General features: G+C 59.2%; 20 protein-coding genes and 1 tRNA gene. 16 read left to right on the forward strand and 5 right to left on the reverse strand.

Features of this window, described 5'->3' with window-relative positions:
* The first annotated feature begins 2 nt into the window (after nt 1-2).
* From FZE95_RS11360 to FZE95_RS11395, 8 genes are all read left to right on the forward strand, one after another.
* Nucleotides 3-2,459, forward strand: a complete 2,457-nt coding sequence (locus FZE95_RS11360) for a heavy metal translocating P-type ATPase (protein WP_150300971.1) — start codon at nt 3-5, stop codon at nt 2,457-2,459.
* A complete protein-coding gene (gene ccoS, locus FZE95_RS11365; protein ID WP_150300972.1) occupies nt 2,456-2,683 on the forward strand; it encodes a cbb3-type cytochrome oxidase assembly protein CcoS in 228 nt (75 codons plus the stop codon). The genes FZE95_RS11360 and ccoS overlap by 4 nt, the downstream gene beginning before the upstream one ends.
* A complete protein-coding gene (locus FZE95_RS11370; RefSeq protein WP_223825042.1) occupies nt 2,680-3,414 on the forward strand; it encodes a sulfite exporter TauE/SafE family protein in 735 nt (244 codons plus the stop codon). Before ccoS ends, FZE95_RS11370 begins: the two co-directional genes overlap by 4 nt.
* An 85-nt stretch (nt 3,415-3,499) precedes the next feature.
* Complete coding sequence (fnr, locus tag FZE95_RS11375; RefSeq protein WP_150300973.1) at nt 3,500-4,231, forward strand: fumarate/nitrate reduction transcriptional regulator Fnr; 732 nt, start codon at nt 3,500-3,502, stop codon at nt 4,229-4,231.
* A gap of 16 nt (nt 4,232-4,247) precedes the next feature.
* Nucleotides 4,248-4,793, forward strand: a complete 546-nt coding sequence (locus FZE95_RS11380; RefSeq protein WP_150300974.1) for an adenine phosphoribosyltransferase — start codon at nt 4,248-4,250, stop codon at nt 4,791-4,793.
* A gap of 56 nt (nt 4,794-4,849) precedes the next feature.
* Nucleotides 4,850-5,707 carry an ion transporter gene (locus FZE95_RS11385; RefSeq protein ID WP_150300975.1) on the forward strand — a complete coding sequence of 286 codons (858 nt, stop codon included), beginning with the start codon at nt 4,850-4,852 and terminating at the stop codon, nt 5,705-5,707.
* Nucleotides 5,697-6,881, forward strand: coding sequence for an MFS transporter (locus tag FZE95_RS11390; RefSeq protein WP_150300976.1), 1,185 nt, complete (start codon nt 5,697-5,699; stop codon nt 6,879-6,881). The genes FZE95_RS11385 and FZE95_RS11390 overlap by 11 nt, the downstream gene beginning before the upstream one ends.
* 110 nt (nt 6,882-6,991) lie before the next feature.
* Nucleotides 6,992-7,636 (forward strand): response regulator, encoded by a 645-nt coding sequence (locus tag FZE95_RS11395; RefSeq protein ID WP_150300977.1) that lies wholly within the window; start codon nt 6,992-6,994, stop codon nt 7,634-7,636.
* Nucleotides 7,637-7,669: 33 nt separating this feature from the next.
* Here FZE95_RS11395 and FZE95_RS11400 read toward each other — a convergent pair whose 3' ends face one another.
* Nucleotides 7,670-9,469 (reverse strand): hybrid sensor histidine kinase/response regulator, encoded by a 1,800-nt coding sequence (locus FZE95_RS11400; protein ID WP_150300978.1) that lies wholly within the window; start codon nt 9,467-9,469, stop codon nt 7,670-7,672.
* Nucleotides 9,470-9,622: 153 nt separating this feature from the next.
* Here FZE95_RS11400 and FZE95_RS11405 point away from each other — a divergent pair, with 153 nt between their 5' ends.
* Both FZE95_RS11405 and FZE95_RS11410 read left to right on the forward strand, forming a co-directional pair.
* Nucleotides 9,623-10,186 (forward strand): hypothetical protein, encoded by a 564-nt coding sequence (locus FZE95_RS11405; RefSeq protein WP_223825043.1) that lies wholly within the window; start codon nt 9,623-9,625, stop codon nt 10,184-10,186.
* Nucleotides 10,187-10,279: 93 nt separating this feature from the next.
* Nucleotides 10,280-11,317, forward strand: coding sequence for an NADP-dependent oxidoreductase (locus tag FZE95_RS11410; RefSeq protein WP_150300979.1), 1,038 nt, complete (start codon nt 10,280-10,282; stop codon nt 11,315-11,317).
* 49 nt (nt 11,318-11,366) lie between these two features.
* On the opposite strand, the gene glpD is transcribed toward FZE95_RS11410, so the two are convergent.
* Nucleotides 11,367-12,887, reverse strand: a complete 1,521-nt coding sequence (gene glpD, locus FZE95_RS11415; protein WP_150301050.1) for a glycerol-3-phosphate dehydrogenase — start codon at nt 12,885-12,887, stop codon at nt 11,367-11,369.
* A gap of 110 nt (nt 12,888-12,997) precedes the next feature.
* On the opposite strand from glpD, the gene ybaK reads away from it, so the two are divergent.
* The 4 genes from ybaK (at nt 12,998) to FZE95_RS11435 (ending at nt 15,947) form a co-directional block, all read left to right on the forward strand.
* Nucleotides 12,998-13,465 (forward strand): Cys-tRNA(Pro) deacylase, encoded by a 468-nt coding sequence (ybaK, locus tag FZE95_RS11420; RefSeq protein WP_150300980.1) that lies wholly within the window; start codon nt 12,998-13,000, stop codon nt 13,463-13,465.
* Between the two features lie 20 nt (nt 13,466-13,485).
* Nucleotides 13,486-14,973 carry a glycerol kinase GlpK gene (gene glpK / locus FZE95_RS11425; protein ID WP_150300981.1) on the forward strand — a complete coding sequence of 496 codons (1,488 nt, stop codon included), beginning with the start codon at nt 13,486-13,488 and terminating at the stop codon, nt 14,971-14,973.
* 172 nt (nt 14,974-15,145) lie between these two features.
* Complete coding sequence (locus FZE95_RS11430; RefSeq protein WP_150300982.1) at nt 15,146-15,484, forward strand: hypothetical protein; 339 nt, start codon at nt 15,146-15,148, stop codon at nt 15,482-15,484.
* Between the two features lie 151 nt (nt 15,485-15,635).
* Nucleotides 15,636-15,947 (forward strand): hypothetical protein, encoded by a 312-nt coding sequence (locus FZE95_RS11435; RefSeq protein ID WP_150300983.1) that lies wholly within the window; start codon nt 15,636-15,638, stop codon nt 15,945-15,947.
* A 49-nt stretch (nt 15,948-15,996) separates the two neighbouring features.
* Here FZE95_RS11435 and FZE95_RS11440 read toward each other — a convergent pair.
* Nucleotides 15,997-16,073: transfer RNA gene (locus FZE95_RS11440), tRNA-Pro, on the reverse strand.
* Nucleotides 16,074-16,177: 104 nt separating this feature from the next.
* Nucleotides 16,178-16,759, reverse strand: a complete 582-nt coding sequence (mobA, locus tag FZE95_RS11445; RefSeq protein ID WP_150300984.1) for a molybdenum cofactor guanylyltransferase MobA — start codon at nt 16,757-16,759, stop codon at nt 16,178-16,180.
* A 68-nt stretch (nt 16,760-16,827) separates the two neighbouring features.
* Here mobA and moaB point away from each other — a divergent pair, with 68 nt between their 5' ends.
* Nucleotides 16,828-17,364 carry a molybdenum cofactor biosynthesis protein B gene (gene moaB, locus FZE95_RS11450; protein WP_150300985.1) on the forward strand — a complete coding sequence of 179 codons (537 nt, stop codon included), beginning with the start codon at nt 16,828-16,830 and terminating at the stop codon, nt 17,362-17,364.
* Entirely contained in the window at nt 17,361-18,566 is a 1,206-nt protein-coding gene (locus tag FZE95_RS11455) for a molybdopterin molybdotransferase MoeA (RefSeq protein WP_150300986.1), read from the forward strand. The genes moaB and FZE95_RS11455 overlap by 4 nt, the downstream gene beginning before the upstream one ends.
* 61 nt (nt 18,567-18,627) lie before the next feature.
* On the opposite strand, the gene grxD is transcribed toward FZE95_RS11455, so the two are convergent.
* A complete protein-coding gene (gene grxD / locus FZE95_RS11460; RefSeq protein WP_150300987.1) occupies nt 18,628-18,951 on the reverse strand; it encodes a Grx4 family monothiol glutaredoxin in 324 nt (107 codons plus the stop codon).
* Nucleotides 18,952-19,308: the final 357 nt, after the last annotated feature.

A 19,308-nucleotide genomic window follows, 5' to 3' on the forward strand; every position in this document is an offset into this window, starting at 1 on the left:
TCATGACCCGCCCCCTCTCCTGTTATCACTGCGGTGAGCCGGTTCCTGCCGGCTCATCCTGGAGCAGCGATATCCTCGGCGAAAAGCGCGCCATGTGCTGCCCGGGCTGCCAGGCGGTCGCTGATGCGATCGTCGCTGGTGGCCTTGAGTCCTATTACCGCCATCGCACCGACAACTCTCTCAATCCTGAAGCGCTTCCCGAAGCGCTGCAGGACGAGCTGGAAATGCTTGATCGCGCCGACGTGCAAACGCGATACGTACGCACCGACGGCGATACCCAACAGATTCAGCTGCTGGTCGAAGGCATCACCTGCGCCGCCTGCGGCTGGCTGATCGAGAAGCGGCTGAGGCAGATTCCGGGCGTCAGCGAGGCGCTGATCAATCTCGGCAATCACCGCCTGACCGTTAACTGGCACCCGGAGCAGACTCAGCTATCGGCCATTCTGGCCGAGCTCAAGCGTATCGGCTACGCCGCTCATCCCTACGAATCCGACAAGGCCAGCGAGCAGATCGCTACAGAAAACAAGCGCTATCTGCGTCGCCTCGGTCTGGCGGGCCTGATGTTCATGCAGGTCATGATGGCCAACATGGCACTCTATGAGGAGTTCAATCAGGACCTCAGCGAGAGCATGGCGATCATGCTGAGATGGATCAGCCTGCTGATGACCACGCCGGTGGTGTTTTACAGCTGCGCCCCGTTTTTCCAGGGTGCCTGGCGGGATCTGCGAAACCGCCGCCTGACCATGGACGTCTCGGTCTCGCTCGCTATTGGCGGCGCTTACCTGGCCGGCATCTGGGCGACGGTCACCAATACCGGCGAAATCTATTTCGACTCGGTGACCATGTTCGCCTTCTTTCTGCTCGCCGGCCGTTATCTCGAACGTCGTGCCAGGCAGCGTACCGTTGAAAGCACCGCGCGGCTGGTCAACCTTCTCCCCCCAAGCGCAGTACGCGTGGATGCCTCCGGCAAGCCCAGCCGCATCATGCTCGAAGAGGTGAAAGAAGGCGATCTGCTGGCAGTGAAGCCCGGCGAGAGCATTCCAGCCGACGGCGTCATCATCGAAGGCATCAGCAGCATCGATGAGTCCGCCCTGTCCGGTGAGTACTTGCCGCTGACCAAGCGCAGCGGAGACCAGGTAGTAGCCGGAACACTGAATGTGGAAGGGCCTGTTCGCATCAGGGTAACCGCCATAGGCGAAGGAACCCGGCTTTCGGCAATCGTGCGCTTGCTTGAGCGCGCCCAGACAGATAAACCGAAACTGGCGCGCATCGCCGATACCGTCGCACAGTATTTTCTGCTGACGGTTCTGCTTGCCGTCGTGCTGGTAGGCGGGCTCTGGTGGTGGCAGGTCAACGGTGAGACGGCGTTCTGGATTGTCCTTGCCATGCTGGTCGCCACCTGCCCTTGCGCCCTTTCGCTGGCTACTCCCACCGCGCTCACCACCGCCACAGGCAGCCTGCACAAACTTGGCATGCTTGTTACCCGCGGCCACGTACTCGAGGGCCTGACCAAGGTAGACACGGTCATTCTGGACAAGACCGGCACGCTGACCGAGGGCCGCATGACGCTGGAACGGATCGATGCCTTCCCCGGCCAGGATGGGGATCAGGCGCTACATCTGGCGCGCATGCTCGAAGCCCGTTCGGAACACCCTATCGCACGTGCCTTCGGGCGTGCCACGGAGCAGGCCGAGCACGTCAGCAATCATCCGGGTCTCGGCCTGGAAGGCACCTGCAACGGCCGACAGCTGCGTATCGGCAAGCCTGATTTCGTTGCTCAGCTCGGCAGCTATCCCGCCCCTGCCCTGCCCGATGCGGCCGGGCAGTGGTTGCTGCTTGGCGATGCCGCAGGCCCCATCGCCTGGTTTATCCTGAACGACCGCCTGCGCACTGAAGCTAGCGGCATGGTGGCTGGCTTGCATGCACGTGGCATGCGCGTCGTCCTGTTATCTGGTGATCACAGCGGCGTTGTCCAGCGCATGGCTCGCAAACTGGGGATCAGCGAAGCAATAGGCAACGCCAGCCCCGATGACAAACTGGCCTTTGTGCAGACACTGCAAGCCGAAGGCGCAACGGTGTTAATGCTTGGTGATGGCGTCAACGATGTGCCGGTTCTGGCCAGCGCCAATGTATCTATCGCCATGGGGCAGGCTTCCGATCTGGCCAAGACCAGCGCTGATGCCGTCCTGCTGAGTGGGCATCTGAGTGTTATCCTGCACGCATTGAACGGGGCCCGGCGCACCCGTCGGATCATGCTGCAGAACCTGTTCTGGGCCAGCGTATATAACGCCGGGGTGTTACCCCTGGCCGCATTGGGGATGGTTACGCCCGCCTGGGCTGCGATAGGCATGTCGGCCAGCTCATTGCTGGTGGTACTCAATGCGCTGCGACTGACGCGCCTGGGCAACCCGGTTTACGCAGCGCCCCGCCACTCAATTGTCGTGGAGGAACTCGCATGACCGTTCTCTATATTCTGGTGCCCGTCGCTGTAGTGCTGGTCATTGTCGCCATATGGGTTTTCAACTGGGCTGTGAACAGCGGACAGTACGATGATCTGGATAGTCCCGCCCACAGCATTCTGTTCGATGAAGATGACCCCGCTCACCTAGCTGCCCAGAAGAAGACATCGACCGAAGACGACACGCAAACACCGGATTCCGATGATCCGGAGCGCAAAACGTGACAGCAGAACTCCTTCCCCTGATCCTGACGGCGCTGGCGCTGGGCCTGCTTGGCGGGGGCCATTGCATCGGTATGTGCGGCGGCTTGATGGGGGCGCTGACCCTGGCGATTCCGCTAGAGCAACGACGCGGTTGGGCGATGTGGCGCATCCTGCTTGGCTACAATGCCGGCCGTATCGCCAGCTATTCTGCCGCTGGCGCATTGCTTGGCAGCGTAGGCTGGCTGCTGCGTGACCTGGGGCTGGACCTGGTGTTGCGCGCCCTGGCCGGGTTACTGATGATTGCCATGGGCCTATATCTGGCCAACTGGTGGTCCGGGCTGACCCGCATCGAAAGAGTCGGCCGGGGGCTCTGGAAGCATATCGAACCCCACGCCCGGGCGTTGCTTCCGGTCGAACGATTGCCGCAGGCCATGGCACTCGGCGCATTATGGGGCTGGCTACCCTGCGGACTGGTATATAGCACCCTGGTATGGGCCAGCAGCCAGGGCAGTACCGGACTTTCGGCGGGACTGATGTTGGCGTTCGGCATAGGTACCTTGCCCACCCTGCTCGCCACCGGCCTCGCGGCGGAACGGCTGATGGCATTGCTGCGCAAGCGCGCAGTACGTGTGAGCGCTGCGGTAATGGTCATCCTGTTCGGCATCTGGACGCTGCCCGGTCCCCATAAGGCCATGATCATGGGTCATGGCTCCAGCCACAGCAGTGATCACCAGACACAGCCGCATCACTGACGCTTCATTGGTGCGCCATGGAACAGGCTACCCAGTTGGTGGTACGCTTGCGCTTCTCAAAACGCCTGCTTCGGGATTGAACGGCATGACTGACCCACTCAAACTTCGCCCCCTGCCTGGAGCACATTGCAAGGACTGCACCCTGTCCGGATTGTGTTTGCCACTGGCTCTGCAGGATGACGAGATGGATCTGCTTGACGATATCGTCAAGCGTGGACGTCCGCTGAAGAAAGGCGAGATGCTGTTCCGTCAGGGTGAGCCGTTTACCTCTATCTATGCCCTGCGGTCCGGCGCGGTAAAGACCTACAGTCTCTCCGACACGGGCGAAGAGCAGATTACCGGCTTTCATCTGGCCAGCGAAATGATTGGCCTGTCTGGAATGGACGCCGACAGTTACCCCTTGTCCGCCATGGCGCTGGAAACCACATCTGTCTGTGAGATCCCCTTCGAGCGTCTGGACGACCTCACCGCTTCCATGCCACAGTTGCGCAAGCAGGTGATGCGGCTGATGAGCCGTGAGATCCGCGAAGACCAACAGATGATGTTGTTGCTTTCGCGCAAGACCGCCGATGAACGGATCGCGACCTTGCTGATCAACCTGTCGGCACGCTTCCGTGCCCGCGGCTACTCAGCCAAAGCGTTCCGGCTGGCCATGTCGCGTAATGAAATCGGCAACTATCTCGGGCTGGCAGTTGAAACCGTGTCACGGGTATTTACCCGCTTTCAGCAGCAGGGCCTGATCGCTGCCGATGGCAAGCAGATAGAGATACTTGAACATACCCAGCTTTGCGCGCTGGCCGGTGGCCAGAGCGAATAATGATTGCGAGTGCAGCATGATATTTGACGAGTACAGCATCAAGACCCTGATCAGACCCGTGCCGGACTTCCCCAAGCCCGGCATCATTTTCAGGGACATCACGCCGCTCTACCGCTCCCCGCGCGCCATGCGCATGGTTGCGGACAGCCTGATTCAGCGTTATGTCGAGTCGCCGATCACCCACATCGGTGCAATCGATGCGCGCGGTTTCCTGCTCGGTGCCGTGCTGGCGTATGAACTGAACAAGCCGCTGGTGTTATTCCGCAAGCCCGGCAAGCTACCCTGCGACACGCTTTGCGAATCCTACGAAACCGAGTACGGCGAAGCGCAGGTTGAGGTGCACCGCGACGCATTGAAGGCGGGCGACCAGGTATTGCTGCTGGATGATCTCATCGCTACCGGTGGAACTCTGCTCGCCGCAGCGCGTTTGATAAAGCAGCTCGGCGCAGAAATCTATGAAGCCGCTGCCATCATCGATCTTCCTGATCTGGGTGGCTCCCGTAAAATGCAGAACGCGGACATTCCCACGTTCACCCTGTGCGCGTTCGAAGCTGACGAATAACTTGCCCGTGCCGGACGTTGCGTCCGGCCGGCCTTACACCTACCTATACTGAATCGATGAACTCTACCCTTGAAGCAACCCAGCCCTGGCGCCTGCGCCTTGCCGAGCTGATTGAACGTCCGCGTACCCAGTTCCTGGTCATGGCACTGATCCTGATCAACGCCGTAATCCTCGGCCTGGAAACCTCTTCGGCAGTCATGCAGGAATGGGGCGACCTGTTGATACGCCTCGACCAGATCATCCTCGGACTCTTTGTGCTGGAGATCGCGCTGCGCTTTGTTGCCCATGGCTGGAAGCTGCTGCGTGACCCCTGGGGGCTATTCGACACGCTGGTAATCACCATCGCACTGGTACCGGCCAGTGGCCCGCTTGCGGTACTGCGAGCGTTGCGCGTGCTACGAGTGCTGCGGCTGATATCGATCGTACCCAGCATGAAGATGGTGGTTCAGTCCTTGCTGTCTTCGCTACCCGGAATGGGCAGTATCGTCGCCTTGCTGGGACTGGTCTTCTACGTGGCCGCCGTCATCGCCACGCAGCTGTTCGGTTCGGCGTTTCCGGAGTGGTTCGGCAGTCTGGGCGCTACGCTTTACACCCTGTTCCAGGTCATGACCCTGGAAAGCTGGTCGATGGGGATCGTCCGTCCGGTGATGGAGGAATATCCCTACGCCTGGCTGTACTTTGTGCCGTTCATCCTCATCGCGACCTTCATGATGCTCAACCTCTTCATTGCCGTGATTGTCGATGCGATACAGACCAACCGCGAACGTGTTGCAGCGGGCAAAGCCGAGGGCCAGGAAGAAACCAGCAAATCGACAACCAGCCTCTCGGGCACCAACCAGGAACTGCTACTACAGGAAGTACGTCAGTTGCGGGCCGAAATACGCGCCCTGCAAGACCGTATCGATGAGCGCTGAACCGCTTATTGAGCGCGGCACGCCGGCCTACCGGCGTGCCTGTCTGGCTCTGGTAGTCGCCTCGCTGGTTATCTTTGCCAATCTTTATGCGATTCATCCGCTCCTCCCGCTGATTGCCAAGCAATTCCAGGTCTCCACGCTACAGGCCGGTAACGCCTTTACCATTACCAGCCTTACGCTGGGACTGTCGTTGCTGGCCCACGGTCCGGTTTCCGATGCCATCGGCCGCCGGGCGCCGTTACTTGTCGGTCTTGGCGTGACAGCCTTGCTCACCTTCAGCATGGCTTTTACTACCCACTTCAGCACCCTGGTCTGGTTACGTGCGGCGTTGGGTATAGCGCTAGGGGTCTTGCCGGCCGTAGCCATTGCCTATCTGGGCGATACCATGACACGCACCGCTCTGGTCGGGGCTGTCGGTTTGTATATTGGCGGCAATACCCTGGGCGGAGCCGGAGGCCGGCTGGTCGGCGGTTTCATTGCCGAACACTCGGATCTGCAGACGGTCTTTCTTAGCCTCGGAGTGTTGAGCCTGAGCGGGCTAGCCGTAGTTGCCAGGCTGTTGCCGCCGGCTACTGGATTTGTCTCGCGACCGCTATCACTGGGCGGCAGTCTCAAGGGGTTTGTCGCCCACCTGACCAACCCTGCCCTGCTGCCAGCGTTTGCAGTGGGTGGGTTGAACTTCATGATCTTCATCAACCTGTATACCTATCTGACGTTCCGCCTGAGTGACGGCCCATGGCAGCTCGGTGCCGGCAGCCTGGGCTTGCTGTTTCTGACCTATCTTGCCGGTACGGTTTCTGCGACCTTCTCGGGGCGCGTGCCATTCAACCGCGCGTTGCACGGCATGATGACTGGCGTCGCCTTGCTGATATTCGGCACGCTGCTACTGCTTAGCGACCGTGTCTGGTTGATCATCCTGGCGTTGCTGTGTAATGCCTTCGGGTTCTTTCTGACGCATTCATTGGCCAATACATGGGTCAATCAGCAAGCCAAATTCGGCAAGGCGAGCGCGTCATCGCTGTACTCGGTGTTCTACTACATGGGAGCCGCCGCCGGCGTTTACTATCTGGGCTATTTCTGGGAGACAGCCGGCTGGCACGCGGTGGTAATAGCCAGCCTGTTCGTTCTGTTCTTGAATGCCGGATTAATCAGAACTCTTTACCGACATTTGTGACGCATTACCGGTTTCCGCCCCGTTTGGATGCCTTATATTCAGGGATATAATAAATTACGCCTGTAGCCCGACCTGCGCTGCAGCCAGGCGTAAACAAGAGGGAAAAATAGATGGGAATTATGACTTTGCCGCCGGACACGCGGTTGCTGTTGATCGATGACCATCAGATCTATCTCGACGGACTCAGCCTTACCCTCACCAACCTCTGCAAGGATGTGACCCTGGATCACGCGCACAATGCGGCAGAGGCGGAAGCATTGGTGAGAACCAACACCTTTGATCTGATCCTCCTGGACCTTCAGCTACCCGACAGTAGCGGTCTGGCTCTGCTGCAGAAATTACGGGCGATCGACTCCCTGGTGCCCATCGCCATCCTGACTGCCAGCAACAGCCCCAGCGATCTTGACGCAGCGCTGCAGATGGGCGCGGCAGGTTTCATCAGCAAGACCGCAGATGGCCAGACGCTACTTGATGCAGCGACCCGTCTGCTGTTTGGTCAACAGGTTGTGATCGCTTCGGAGTGCCCACCCCTCGACCGCCAGGGCAACGCCCGCGATCTGGGCGTCACGCCTCGGCAACTGGAAATTCTTGATCTGCTCTCGGAAGGTCTGCCGAACAAGGTGATCTGCCAACGCCTGAACCTTTCCGAGGATACGGTGAAGACGCATCTCAAGGCGCTATTTTCCACCTTGAACTGTCACAACCGCACCGAATGCGTGAACAACGCGCGCAAACTGGGGCTGGTCAGCCTGTAATACGGCCCGGCCCCGCTACGTTTGGCGCAGCACCTACAAAACGTCAGCAGACGCCAGCGGCAACAGGCGTTGCACGGTTCGCCGCAGGCGAGCCGGCAACACCGGCTTATAGATAACCGCCACGTCAGCCTGGCGCGCTTCGATCAGCAGCTCCTCACTGGTATCAGCAGTAATTAACGCCGCGGCGCCTGCATGGATGCGCTGCGAGCGTAATTCGCGTATCAGCTCCAGCCCGTCCATCGACCCTTCGAGCCGAAAATCCGACAACAGCAGATCCACTGTGGTTTTCTGCAGCCCCAGCAGCGCCTGTTCCGCCGTTTCATAACTGATGACACTGCAGCCCCACTGGCGCAACAGAGTTTCAGTGGCCAGACGATTGATCTCGTCATTTTCCACGACGGCAATCAGACCGTTGAGCAGCTGTCCATCAGGCATGGGCGCAACCTGACTGTCCGCGACCCAGTCCGCTGCCGGCACTTCAAGCCAGAACCGCGAACCCTGGCCAGGGGTAGATTCGACGCCGGAGGGGTACTCAAGCAGATGCAACAACTGTCGACAGATCGATAGGCCGAGTCCTACCCCCTTTTCCAATGTTCGGGCCGGGTTTCGTAACTGTGTGAACTCCTCGAATATGCGCTCTTGTTCTTCCTCGGTCAGACCGCAGCCGTTGTCCACCACCGCCAGCCGGGTGCGCTCACCACAGCGAGTGACCTCGATCCAGACGTCGGTTGCCTGGGCATGCACCAATGCGTTGTTCAGATAGTTGCGCATGAGCCGCTCCAGCAGGAGCGAATCCGCCGAGACGGCGCAATATCGCGGGCAGCTGAGTTTCAGTGTAACGCCCCGTTCCTGAGCGCTGGATTCGAGGGTACCCAGTAACTGTTGCAGCCAGGGCTGAAGATTGATTGATCGCAATTGTGGCTTGACCATGCCCACGCTCAGACGCGAGATATCCAGCAATGAGTTGAGCATGGCTTGCAGGAGGTGGGTGGAATCAGCTAAACGCCTGACCGTTATCCTTGCCTCGGGCTCCTTCACTCTTTCGTCCAGATGCTGAATGAACAACGACATGGCGTGCAGCGGCTGACGCAGATCGTGGCTTGCGGTAGCAAGGAAGCGCGTCTTGCTCTGGCTTTCGCGTTCGGCGCGCTTGCGTGCGGCGTCTAACAGACGCTCATTGAGATAGGCGCGGCGCATCATATACTCATAAACATAGGCGCCAAGACTGCCCATCGCGGCAAAACAGCCCAGGAACAGCGCTCCAGAAATGATCAGATAGCGCGAAGCGCCTACCCAGTATTCGGCAAACAGATAAGCGGCAACTATGAACCAGGAGCCTATCACGGCATGCCGCATCGGCAGGCCCAGCAGAAAGAAGCCGGATAACAACACCAGATAGAGTCCGTCATGGGTTACGGGCACCGGCACGACCGTGAGCCGGCTACTGGCAATCACCAGCACCACCATCAGACCGACACTGACGTAACACACCGTGGCTGCGATGAAAGCGCGCGACGGAGCCACTCGTCCAGGACGATTGGCATACCACAACGTGGCCGCTATCAACAGCAGTGCCGCGCCGCGAATGGGCACGGTATAGCGATGGATGACTTCAGGAAGGTAGGCAACGTCCACCCACATGAACAACAACATGAAACTGATGCTGGAGAAGCCGACAATACCGACGCGCCCGCACATCTTGCCGTGTAGATACTCACGAAACGCTGGCTCAAACTGCGGACTGAATCGTAACGCTGCGAAGCGCCGTTGCTGCGCCAGCAGAGCGGGCTCATCTAACGCTGGGGGTGAAACAGGCGTATCGGTCGCTTGCATGTGCCATCATCCAATCTGATGTCGGGGCATTTGGGTGATATATCCCATGGATATATCTCAGCCTACCACTGCGTTTAAATAGTTTAAAAAACAGGCTTTTACTTTGAATATTCAGCGCTATGCTTTAACTAAACATAAGCGCAGGATGCCATTGTGACAGTAAGTGCTATCAATCCAGCCTTGAGTTGTCTGAACGACCTTCAACCAGCCAGTCAGGTCAAACTTCGGCCGACACTTGCTCTCGCCTCGACGAGCACTATCCGGCTAGCGGTGTTGGGCCCCACACTGGGATTTCTGGGCGTTGACAGCCCCGCCGCCGAAGACCTGATGCTGGGCACGCTGCTGGTTATGTCCAGTCTGCCGCAAGCTATGTGCCCGGTCGATGGTATCGGCCCTTATGCGATACCGCCAGCCCTACATATCGAGCTCTGGGACAACCATCTCGCACAGTCTCCTGACCAGGCAAGTCTGGTTCGCGGACTGGCCAGTCAGCACTGCTTTCTGAAAAACCCTCATGCCGAACTCGGATTCAATCTCGGCTACGCTACCGCCATCGCCTGGGCGGTATATGAATACCGCGGCGTCACACCAAAAGGTCATACCGAGCTGGCGGATCTGGCGCGCATCTGGCAAACAGCGTACCCGCATCGAAACGGCCGGGCCAACGACTTTATCCAGGCCTGGAACCAAGTTTTACGCACCCCTCATATTGGGTGATAGCGGACTATAAGGCCGGCTCAGATGGCTTGACCGAAACCAGCACCACACCCATGCTGACTTTTTGTCTCATTCATTGAACCGGAGCCAGACATGCCACAGTCCTCGTCCGTCAACCGCCAGATACTGCTCGCCTCGCGCCCCGTCGGCGCGCCAAACGATGACAATTTCAAACTGGTGGAGACCCCGATTCCCAAGCCGGCACAGGGACAGATGCTGCTACGTAATACCTGGATGTCGCTCGATCCCTACATGCGAGGCCGAATGAGCGATGCCAAATCCTATTCCGAGCCCACCGAAGTGGGGGATGTCATGCCATGCGGCGCGGTGAGCCGGGTAGTTGAATCCGATCTGGAGGGCTATCAGCCGGGCGATCTGGTGATGGCCTACACCGCAGGCTGGCAGGATTACGCCATCTCGGACGGCTCCATGATCTTCAAACTCGATCCCAATATGGAACACCCATCGCATGCACTCGGCGTGCTGGGCATGCCCGGATTCACCGGCTATATGGGCCTGACGGACATTGGTCAACCCAAAGCAGGCGAAACCGTTGTAGTGGCTGCGGCAACCGGGCCAGTTGGCGCGGTAGTGGGTCAGGTGGCCAAGCTGAAGGGATGCCGGGTGGTCGGCATCGCTGGTGGCAAACAGAAATGTGATTATGCCGTTAATGAGCTTGGCTTCGACGCCTGTCTGGATCATCACCTCGACAGCCTGGAAAGTGATCTGCAACAGGCCTGCCCGGACGGCATCGACATTTACTTCGAGAATGTAGGCGGCAAGGTATTTGACGCGGTCATGCCTCTGCTCAATCCTCACTCGCGCGTGCCAGTGTGCGGCCTGATCGCCCAATACAACGCAACCTCACTGCCGGAAGGTCCCGACCGGCTTCCGCAGTTGATGCGACTGTTGCTGAGTCAGCGTATCCGTATGCAGGCCTTTATCATCTTTGATAACTACGGTCCGCATTACCCCGAGTTCCTGAAGGTCATGACGCCCTGGGTCAAGGAAGGCAAAGTGAAGGTCAAGGAAGATGTGGTTGAAGGACTCGAAAACGCGCCGCGCGCGTTCATGGGCCTCCTTGATGGCAAGAATTTCGGCAAGCTGGTGGTGAAGATCGCCGACGCCTGAGGCCGCAGCACGTTGCTATCGCAGATAACGGATGGGGGCAAAGGTCGGATCAGTTGGTCGATCCCGGCCCCATCCGCTGCGATTCAAGATATTCGCCAAGTCGCTGCTGTTGCGCTGCGCCGAGGTGCAGGCCCAACTTGGTTCGGCGCCAGAGGATGTCCTCGCTGGTGATAGCCCATTCCCGATCGCATAGATAGCTGACCTCGCGCTCGCTCAATCCGCCACCGAAGTCCTCGCCCAGATCCTCTGACCTCTGGGCCTCGTCCAAGAACTCCCGGCACAACGTACCGTAACTGCGCACATAGCGGGCTATCTGCAGCGGGGTCAGCCAGGGAAACAGAGTCGCCAATTCGTTATGCAGGGCAGCTTGCGTCTCGAAGTTTCCACCAGGCAATGCGTGCGAAGCGGTCCAGGCCGGCCCGCCATCCAACCAGGGGACGAGTTTTTCCAGGGCGGCTTCGGCCAGGCGCCTGTAGGTGGTGAGCTTGCCGCCGAAAACCGACAGCAACGGGGGCTCGTTCTCTGGCGCGTCCACGGTGAGGGTGTAGTCCCGCGTCACTGCAGACGGATTGTCGTCCTCGTCATCCAGCAAAGGTCTGACGCCGGCGTAGCGGTGGTGGATATCCTGGAGGGTTAGCTGGCGTTTGAAATGTGCGTTGACCACGTCCAGCAGATAACGCTCCTCCCCCGGCGTCGGAGATATATCAGCAGGGTCACCCTGGTAGTCGAGATCGGTCGTACCGATCAGCGAAAAGTGTTGCTCATAGGGTATGACAAATACGATGCGCTGATCCTCATTCTGCAGAATGTACGACTGGGGACCCGGATGCAGTTGCGGTACTACGATGTGGCTGCCCTGGACCAGCCTGACCCCATGCGGTGACCGGCCTGCAACTACCTGTTCGATAACCTCCGCAGCCCAAGGACCGGACGCGTTCACCAGCGTCCTGGCCTGGACGAGTTCGCTAATGCCCCCGGCGTTTTGCAGTTTCACCTGCCAGAGCCCACCCTCACGCCGGGCGCTGACGCAGCGCGTTCGGGTGCGTATATCCGCACCCAGAGCCCGGGCCTGAATGGCATTGAGCACCACCAGGCGGGCATCGTCTGCCCAACAATCGGAATATTCAAAGGCGTGGGTAAAACGAGACTGTAGCGGCCCCCGAGCATCCAGCCGCAGCGCAGTGGACCCGGGCAAGGTCGTGCGGGCGCCGAGATGATCATAAAGAAACAGACCTGCCCTGAGCATCCAGCGCGGCCTGAGATGACTCCGATGCGGCAACACGAAGCGCAACGGCCAGATGATGTGTGGTGCCTTGCGCAACAGCACTTCCCGCTCGCCCAGTGCTTCATGCACCAGACGAAACTCGAAATGCTCGAGATAGCGCAAGCCGCCATGAATCAGTTTGCTGCTCGCCGAGGAAGTATGTGCCGCCAGATCGTGTTGTTCGCAGAGCAATACCGAGAGCCCCCGACCTGCCGCGTCATTCGCGATGCCGACGCCGTTAATGCCGCCGCCAATCACCACTAGATCTAAGGGTGCCTGACCATTCTTCGGCGTAGCTTTCCCCATCTCACCCGGATGCGCTTCGAGCACTCGCCCTACTCCACTGACCTGTCTGACTTGATTAGAGCATAGAACCACGGCCAGAATCGCTGACTAATCCAACACGAAGCCGCAGCATGACACCAGCCACCAAACAACTCGACAAAGCCAGGGTAAGCTACCGACTGCACCGTTACGATCACGACCCAAAGGCCGATTCCTACGGCACGGAGGCGGCAGAATGCCTCCAACTCGAACCCGCCCAGGTGTTCAAGACCTTACTGGCCGCCACGGATGGCGCAGAGCTGCTGGTCGCCATTGTTCCGGTTGACCGCATGTTGGATCTGAAGGAGCTGGCCCAGGCGGCGGGCACCAAGAAAGCGATCATGGCCGATCCGGCAGCAGCGCAGCGCAGTACCGGCTATCTTGTTGGAGGTATCAGCCCGCTCGGCCAGAAAAAAACTCTGCGCACTTTTATCGATGCCAGTGCAGAAGCATTGCCACAGATATTTGTCAGCGGAGGCCGCCGCGGCCTGGAGATCGAGCTGGCTCCGACCGATCTGGCCAGCCAGACAGGGGGCCAGTTCGCCCCGATTGCTCGTTAGCTACTATAGGATGCACATGCATGGGCAACCACATACTCGCGATTGACCAGGGAACGACCAGCACTCGGGCCATCATCTTCAATGACGAGGCGCAGCCCATCGCCACAGCGCAGCGCGAGTTTGCGCAATATTTCCCGCAGGATGGATGGGTCGAACACGACGGCGAGGAGATCTGGGACAGCACGCTCGAGGTATGCCGCGAGGCGCTGAAGTCAGCACTGCTCGAGGCAAAGGATATTACCGCTATCGGCATCACCAACCAGCGCGAGACCACCCTGATGTGGGACGCCGAAACGGGTGAACTGCTGCATAACGCCATCGTCTGGCAGGACCGCCGTACCGCGGGCTACTGCGCGAAACTGCAGGCCGCCGGACATGAGCCGACGGTAACCGAACGCACCGGACTGCTTATCGATCCGTATTTTTCTGGCACCAAGCTCAGCTGGATGCTGGACAACGTTCCTGGCGTCCGCGAGCGCGCCGAGCAAGGCAAGCTGCGCTTCGGTACAGTGGATTGCTTTCTGTTATGGCGGCTGACCGGCGGCCAGGTACATCGCACCGATGCCACCAACGCCTCACGTACGCTGTTGTTCAATATCCATACCCAGCAATGGGATCAGCACATGCTCGAACTGCTGAATATACCCGCGAGCCTGCTGCCGGAGATCATGGACAACGCCGCGGACTTTGGCGTGACCGACCCGGATGTGCTCGGCGCAGCCATTCCGGTTGCGGCGATGGCGGGCGATCAGCAGGCTGCCCTGTTCGGGCAGGTGTGCTTTGAGCCAGGCATGGTGAAGAGCACATACGGCACCGGTTGTTTCATGATCATGAATACGGGCGAGACGCCGGTCAGTTCCGACAATCGCTTGCTGACAACCGTCGCCTACCGGCTCGATGGCCAGACCACCTACGCGCTGGAAGGAAGCATCTTTGTCGCGGGCGCGGCAATCCAATGGCTACGTGACGGGCTCAAACTGATTCAGCATGCAGGCGAAACCGAAGCGCTGGCCGAGCAAACCGGCGATCAATGCGGCGTGTATCTGGTGCCGGCCTTTACCGGCCTCGGTGCGCCCTACTGGGACCCCAAGGCACGCGGCGCCATTTTCGGGCTGACCCGCGACACCGGCATTGCCGAAATCGTCACCGCCGGGCTGCAGTCAGTGTGCTTCCAGTCCCGCGACCTGCTCGATGCGATGCTCCGGGACAGCAACCAATCGATCTCCACCCTTCGGGTCGACGGCGGTATGGTGGTGAACAACTGGGTCGTGCAGGCCCTGGCCAACATACTTGGCGTGGCCGTAGACCGCCCGCAAATCACCGAGACCACGGCCCTTGGCGTGGCCTATCTGGCTGGGCTGCACACCGGGGTTTTTCATGACCTGAACGCACTTACCGAACGCTGGAGCTGCGAACGCACCTTCAAGGCCGCCATGCCTGAAGCCAAGCGTGAAGAACTCTATAAAGGATGGCTGGACGCGGTGAGTCGCGTCAGAGGACAAAACTGAGGCGACTGATGGTGTGTCTGGCGGGAGGGGGTCGCTCAGTCAATCCGCAGACCCGGCACTAGCCCACCACCGCGAAGGGCTCTATTACGGTACTTTCAGGGAACCGACAGAGGATGGAGTGTGTCAGTACTGATACATTTCGCCCCTCGGCTTTACTGAAACAGGACGGTAGATGATTGCCTTTATCGCCGCAGTGTCCTTTTTTGTCCTCGCCAGCGAGACCTACCTCAAAAATCACCGGTTCGCTTTGATACCCCATGCAGAGCTGGGAGAGTTGAGATATGTATGCTCCATCCTGGGTGGATTTCTCGCCCCAGGAGCCGCGCTTGGCATGACCTTCTGGGGCTTCTACCGATTCAGATGGTGGCTGCCGGTCGCCGCGCTACTCTTCGGTTCCTTCCTGTGCACGCTTTTTCACAAGCGCATGACCGCCTCGCCCGTCTGCACCATGTTATGCGCTAGCGGGTCTGGCTCTGCCTGCGCCGGATATGTTCTGACGTTGCCGCACTGAGGTTCTGCTGAGCGAGAGCGCCAGGCGCACCAGCTACAGATGAAACGCCCGTCAGCTAATGCTGTCATATCCGTTACCCCGCGGGGTTTATCCGCAACGGCAGGCCAGTTCGTCTGGCCCAGCCAAAGCCATACTGCCACGAGGATCCGTCATGAAATCCACTACGCTTCTGGCGACCGCAGTGCTGCTGGTCAGCCCAGCCATTCACGCCAATCAGTCACCCGATTCCTGTGAGAACAACATGCAGGAGCTGGAGGGCCTCGAAGCGACCGATCTGAACTATCTGGGCGACGCCGCTGAAAAACAGATACAGGATCATATCCGCCAGGCCAAAGCCGCCCAGGAGGCGGGTGACATGGACGCCTGCTTCATCCATTCCAGCAAGGCACTGCGCGAAATACGGGGCGTGGGTGAAGAAGAAGGCATGGAGCCCAACACTTCGGAAAACTCCCAAGATCAGTAAAACCGGCGCACAAAAAAGCCCTGCTCGGACGAAGCAGGGCTTTTTGATTTGGTCGGAGAGACTGGATTCGAACCAGCGACCTTCTCGTCCCGAACGAGACGCGCTACCAGGCTGCGCTACACTCCGTTAGTGGCCGGCATTTTACCGCATCGCTTTGTTTTGACAAGGCCCTTGCCTACATTTTGTGGCCCTAAACAAGCCCAGGCCGCCGGCACGCGCGGGCGGAACCTTCAACCGTTCCAATCCTTTAACTGGTTTGCATTGAAGAATCGCTGGTCGGCTTCTGGCAGGTGAAATACCTGATGAGAGCGGGCAGCAAGCCAGCGCATCGGGCTACGTACGCCTTCTTCCCAGGCCGCCTGTAACTCAGCCGTAAGGGCGACAGGCACTATCGATACTAACGGCTGCCAGCGGTCACCGGTGCGGGTGATACAGGGCTCGTTCGGTTGAGCCTGCGCCAGCGCAATGAGCTCGCAAAGTAAAGCGGCATTCATTTTCGGGACGTCGCATGGCAATACCAGCAGATGCGTGCCGGAGCAGGCTTTCAGGCCGCTGAGTATGCCCGCTAGCGGGCCCGGAAAGTCGGGTTGAGGGTCGCTGACCAGCACGTCAGCCCACTTTCGGTATTGCTCATGATTGCGGTTGCAACTGATGATCAGCTCAGCTGATACCTGACGCAGCAATATTGCCAGATGCTCGGCCACGGGCCGCCCTTGCCAGGCGATCAGTCCCTTGTCGCGCCCATCAACCCGGCTGCCCTGCCCGCCAGCCAATAGTAATGCGCTAAGGTGAAACCCGGTGTGGTCAACCATGTCCAACTCCAGTCATGCGGCTCTGTGTTATAACACTGGCCTGCTTTTTCAGCCAAAGGAACCCAGCCATGGCCCATAACGCCAGCGAATTTCGCCCCCTGAATATTGCCGTCCTCACCGTTAGCGATACGCGTTCAACCGACACTGATACGTCAGGCCAATTGTTGGTGGAGAGTGCGAGCGCAGCCGGCCACTTGATTGCTGATCGCCAATTGCATCCAGACGATATTTACCGCATCCGCGCCGTAGTGTCCGACTGGATTGTGCGCGATGACGTTCAGGTAATCCTGATTACCGGGGGCACCGGCTTTACCGGACGTGACAGTACGCCCGAGGCGGTAGCTCCGTTGCTCGACAAGATAGTCGATGGCTTCGGCGAACTGTTCCGTCATCTGTCATGGGAAGAGATCGGCGCCTCGACGGTGCAATCGCGGGCGCTGGCTGGCCTGGCAAATCGTACGCTGGTGGTTTGCATGCCCGGATCGACCGGCGCTTGCCGTACCGCCTGGGAACGCATTCTCAGGGAACAACTCGACAGCCGCACGCGCCCCTGCAATTTCGTTCAGCACTTAGGTGCCGGCCCGGCTTGTGAGACGCGCGCATGAGTTTGCTGCCAGTCAGGGAGGCGCTGGATAAGCTGCTGAGCGCCGCCGCCTCCGAAGCAACGACCGGAGCCGAACGGGTGCCGCTGCAGCAGGCTCTCGGTCGAGTACTGGCCAACCCGGTGCAGGCCGCCCATGACGTTCCGCCATGGGACAACAGTGCCATGGATGGCTATGCCTTCAATGGCGCTGACACGGCGTTGGGGCAATCCCACGGCCTGGCTATCAGCCAACGCATCACCGCCGGCATGGCTCCGTCACCCCTTGCGTCTGGCACCTGCGCCCGGATTTTTACCGGTGCGCCTATACCGCCCGGTGCGAACACGGTCGAAATGCAGGAGAACGTCGAAGAGAAAGATGGCGTTGCGCGCTTGCTCCAGCCCGTGCAACCAGGGAGCAACGTTCGGCCACAGGGCCAGGATATCTCCAAGGGCGCCGTGTTGTTTGATGCCGGACAGGTGTTGCGACCGCAGGATCTGGGAGTGATTGCGTCGGTTGGCATTGCTACGCTTGAGGTAAGGCTCCCCTTGCGCGTCGCAGTGCTCTCCACCGGTGACGAACTGGTGGAGCCTGGTCAACCGCTTGGAAACGGGCAGATATTCAACAGTAACCGCTTTACCCTGATCGGAGCGCTACAGCGCCTCGGTCAAAACGTCATCGATGCGGGCATATTACCCGACGACCCCGAGCAGACCCGCGTGCGCTTGCGAGAACTGTCACAGCAGGCCGACGTTATCCTGACTTCCGGTGGTGTGTCGGTAGGCGAAGCAGATTGTCTCGGCCAGGTGCTGCGTGAATCCGGCCGTGTCGAACTCTGGAAACTGGCGATCAAGCCCGGCAAGCCCTTCACTCTGGGTCGTTTCGGCGATACCCCGGTGCTGGGTTTGCCTGGCAACCCGGCCGCCTCGCTGGTGACCTTCCTGTTACTGGTAAAGCCCTACCTGCTGCGCCGCCTGGGATGCAGCGAAACCGAACCGCTCAGTGTCGCGTTAGCCGCAGGGTTCGAGCGCAGCAAATCAGGGGGGCGTGATGAGTATCTGCGCGCCCGACTTGAAAACGGTTGCGTTGTCCCCGCAGGTAATCAGAGCTCCGGTGTGCTCAGCAGCGCCAGTCAGGCAAGTGGTCTCTTATTGATCCCTGCGGGTATAACAGTCAACAAGGGTCAACTTCTTTCGTTTCTACCCTTCGAGGGTTTGCTGGGCTGATATCAGACATAAAAAAGCCCGCATGGATTTTCATCCGTGCGGGCTTTGGCTGATTCAGGCTTCAGGCCGTCTTGGCTGCAGCCGCCTTGACCATATTCTCAAGCTCACCGGATTCGTGCAGCTCAATAATGATGTCGCTACCACCCACCAGCTCGCCATCAACCCAAAGCTGCGGAAAAGTCGGCCAGTTCGCATATTTCGGCAATTCGCTGCGGATGTCGGGGTTCTGCAGAATATCCACGTAGGCGAACTTTTCCCCACAGCTCATGAGCGCCTGAACAGCCCGTGCCGAAAAACCGCACTGGGGAGCATTGGGTGCACCCTTCATATAAATCAGAACAGGGTTTTTGGTGATCTGTTCTTTAATGGTTTCGATAGTGTCCATGACAACTCCTCGTAGCGTGCGCAGGCATGGATGGGGCCCGCAGAAAGACGTTTAGTGTACAGCAAAAGCTGCGGGCTATGCCGCTCCCCTCAGCTCACTCGGCGTCGTCATGGCAGCAATCCGTCCGCTTTTTTGGCGCAGAGAACTGCAATTCATGGGATTCGGGCAGCCTGCCAGGAGGATCGGCAAGATTACCGCGCAGCAAACATCCCTCGGCGTTACGGCCGGGGCATTTGCCATTGGACGGATTTTACCGATAAGATCGCTGCTTCTCTTTTTTCGGATATGGCTCTACTGGGCTTAACAGCTACGGTAAGGCCCACTGTTTCCGGTCGATAGCCGACCGAGGTTACCGGG

Origin of the sequence: Pseudomonas profundi, from assembly GCF_008638305.1 — a bacterium.
In the GTDB taxonomy this organism is placed as follows: domain Bacteria; phylum Pseudomonadota; class Gammaproteobacteria; order Pseudomonadales; family Pseudomonadaceae; genus Halopseudomonas; species Halopseudomonas profundi.

Bases quoted from the DNA above. Each gene is read 5' to 3' on its own strand.
- FZE95_RS11360 (WP_150300971.1), top strand. From the start codon at position 3: ATGACCCGCCCCCTCTCCTGTTATCACTGCGGTGAGCCGGTTCCTGCC.
- ccoS (WP_150300972.1), top strand. From the start codon at position 2,456: ATGACCGTTCTCTATATTCTGGTGCCCGTCGCTGTAGTGCTGGTCATT.
- fnr (WP_150300973.1), top strand. From the start codon at position 3,500: ATGACTGACCCACTCAAACTTCGCCCCCTGCCTGGAGCACATTGCAAG.
- FZE95_RS11380 (WP_150300974.1), top strand. From the start codon at position 4,248: ATGATATTTGACGAGTACAGCATCAAGACCCTGATCAGACCCGTGCCG.
- FZE95_RS11385 (WP_150300975.1), top strand. From the start codon at position 4,850: ATGAACTCTACCCTTGAAGCAACCCAGCCCTGGCGCCTGCGCCTTGCC.
- FZE95_RS11390 (WP_150300976.1), top strand. From the start codon at position 5,697: ATGAGCGCTGAACCGCTTATTGAGCGCGGCACGCCGGCCTACCGGCGT.
- FZE95_RS11395 (WP_150300977.1), top strand. From the start codon at position 6,992: ATGGGAATTATGACTTTGCCGCCGGACACGCGGTTGCTGTTGATCGAT.
- FZE95_RS11400 (WP_150300978.1), bottom strand. From the start codon at position 9,469: ATGCAAGCGACCGATACGCCTGTTTCACCCCCAGCGTTAGATGAGCCC.
- FZE95_RS11410 (WP_150300979.1), top strand. From the start codon at position 10,280: ATGCCACAGTCCTCGTCCGTCAACCGCCAGATACTGCTCGCCTCGCGC.
- glpD (WP_150301050.1), bottom strand. From the start codon at position 12,887: ATGGGGAAAGCTACGCCGAAGAATGGTCAGGCACCCTTAGATCTAGTG.
- ybaK (WP_150300980.1), top strand. From the start codon at position 12,998: ATGACACCAGCCACCAAACAACTCGACAAAGCCAGGGTAAGCTACCGA.
- glpK (WP_150300981.1), top strand. From the start codon at position 13,486: ATGGGCAACCACATACTCGCGATTGACCAGGGAACGACCAGCACTCGG.
- FZE95_RS11430 (WP_150300982.1), top strand. From the start codon at position 15,146: ATGATTGCCTTTATCGCCGCAGTGTCCTTTTTTGTCCTCGCCAGCGAG.
- FZE95_RS11435 (WP_150300983.1), top strand. From the start codon at position 15,636: ATGAAATCCACTACGCTTCTGGCGACCGCAGTGCTGCTGGTCAGCCCA.
- mobA (WP_150300984.1), bottom strand. From the start codon at position 16,759: ATGGTTGACCACACCGGGTTTCACCTTAGCGCATTACTATTGGCTGGC.
- moaB (WP_150300985.1), top strand. From the start codon at position 16,828: ATGGCCCATAACGCCAGCGAATTTCGCCCCCTGAATATTGCCGTCCTC.
- FZE95_RS11455 (WP_150300986.1), top strand. From the start codon at position 17,361: ATGAGTTTGCTGCCAGTCAGGGAGGCGCTGGATAAGCTGCTGAGCGCC.
- grxD (WP_150300987.1), bottom strand. From the start codon at position 18,951: ATGGACACTATCGAAACCATTAAAGAACAGATCACCAAAAACCCTGTT.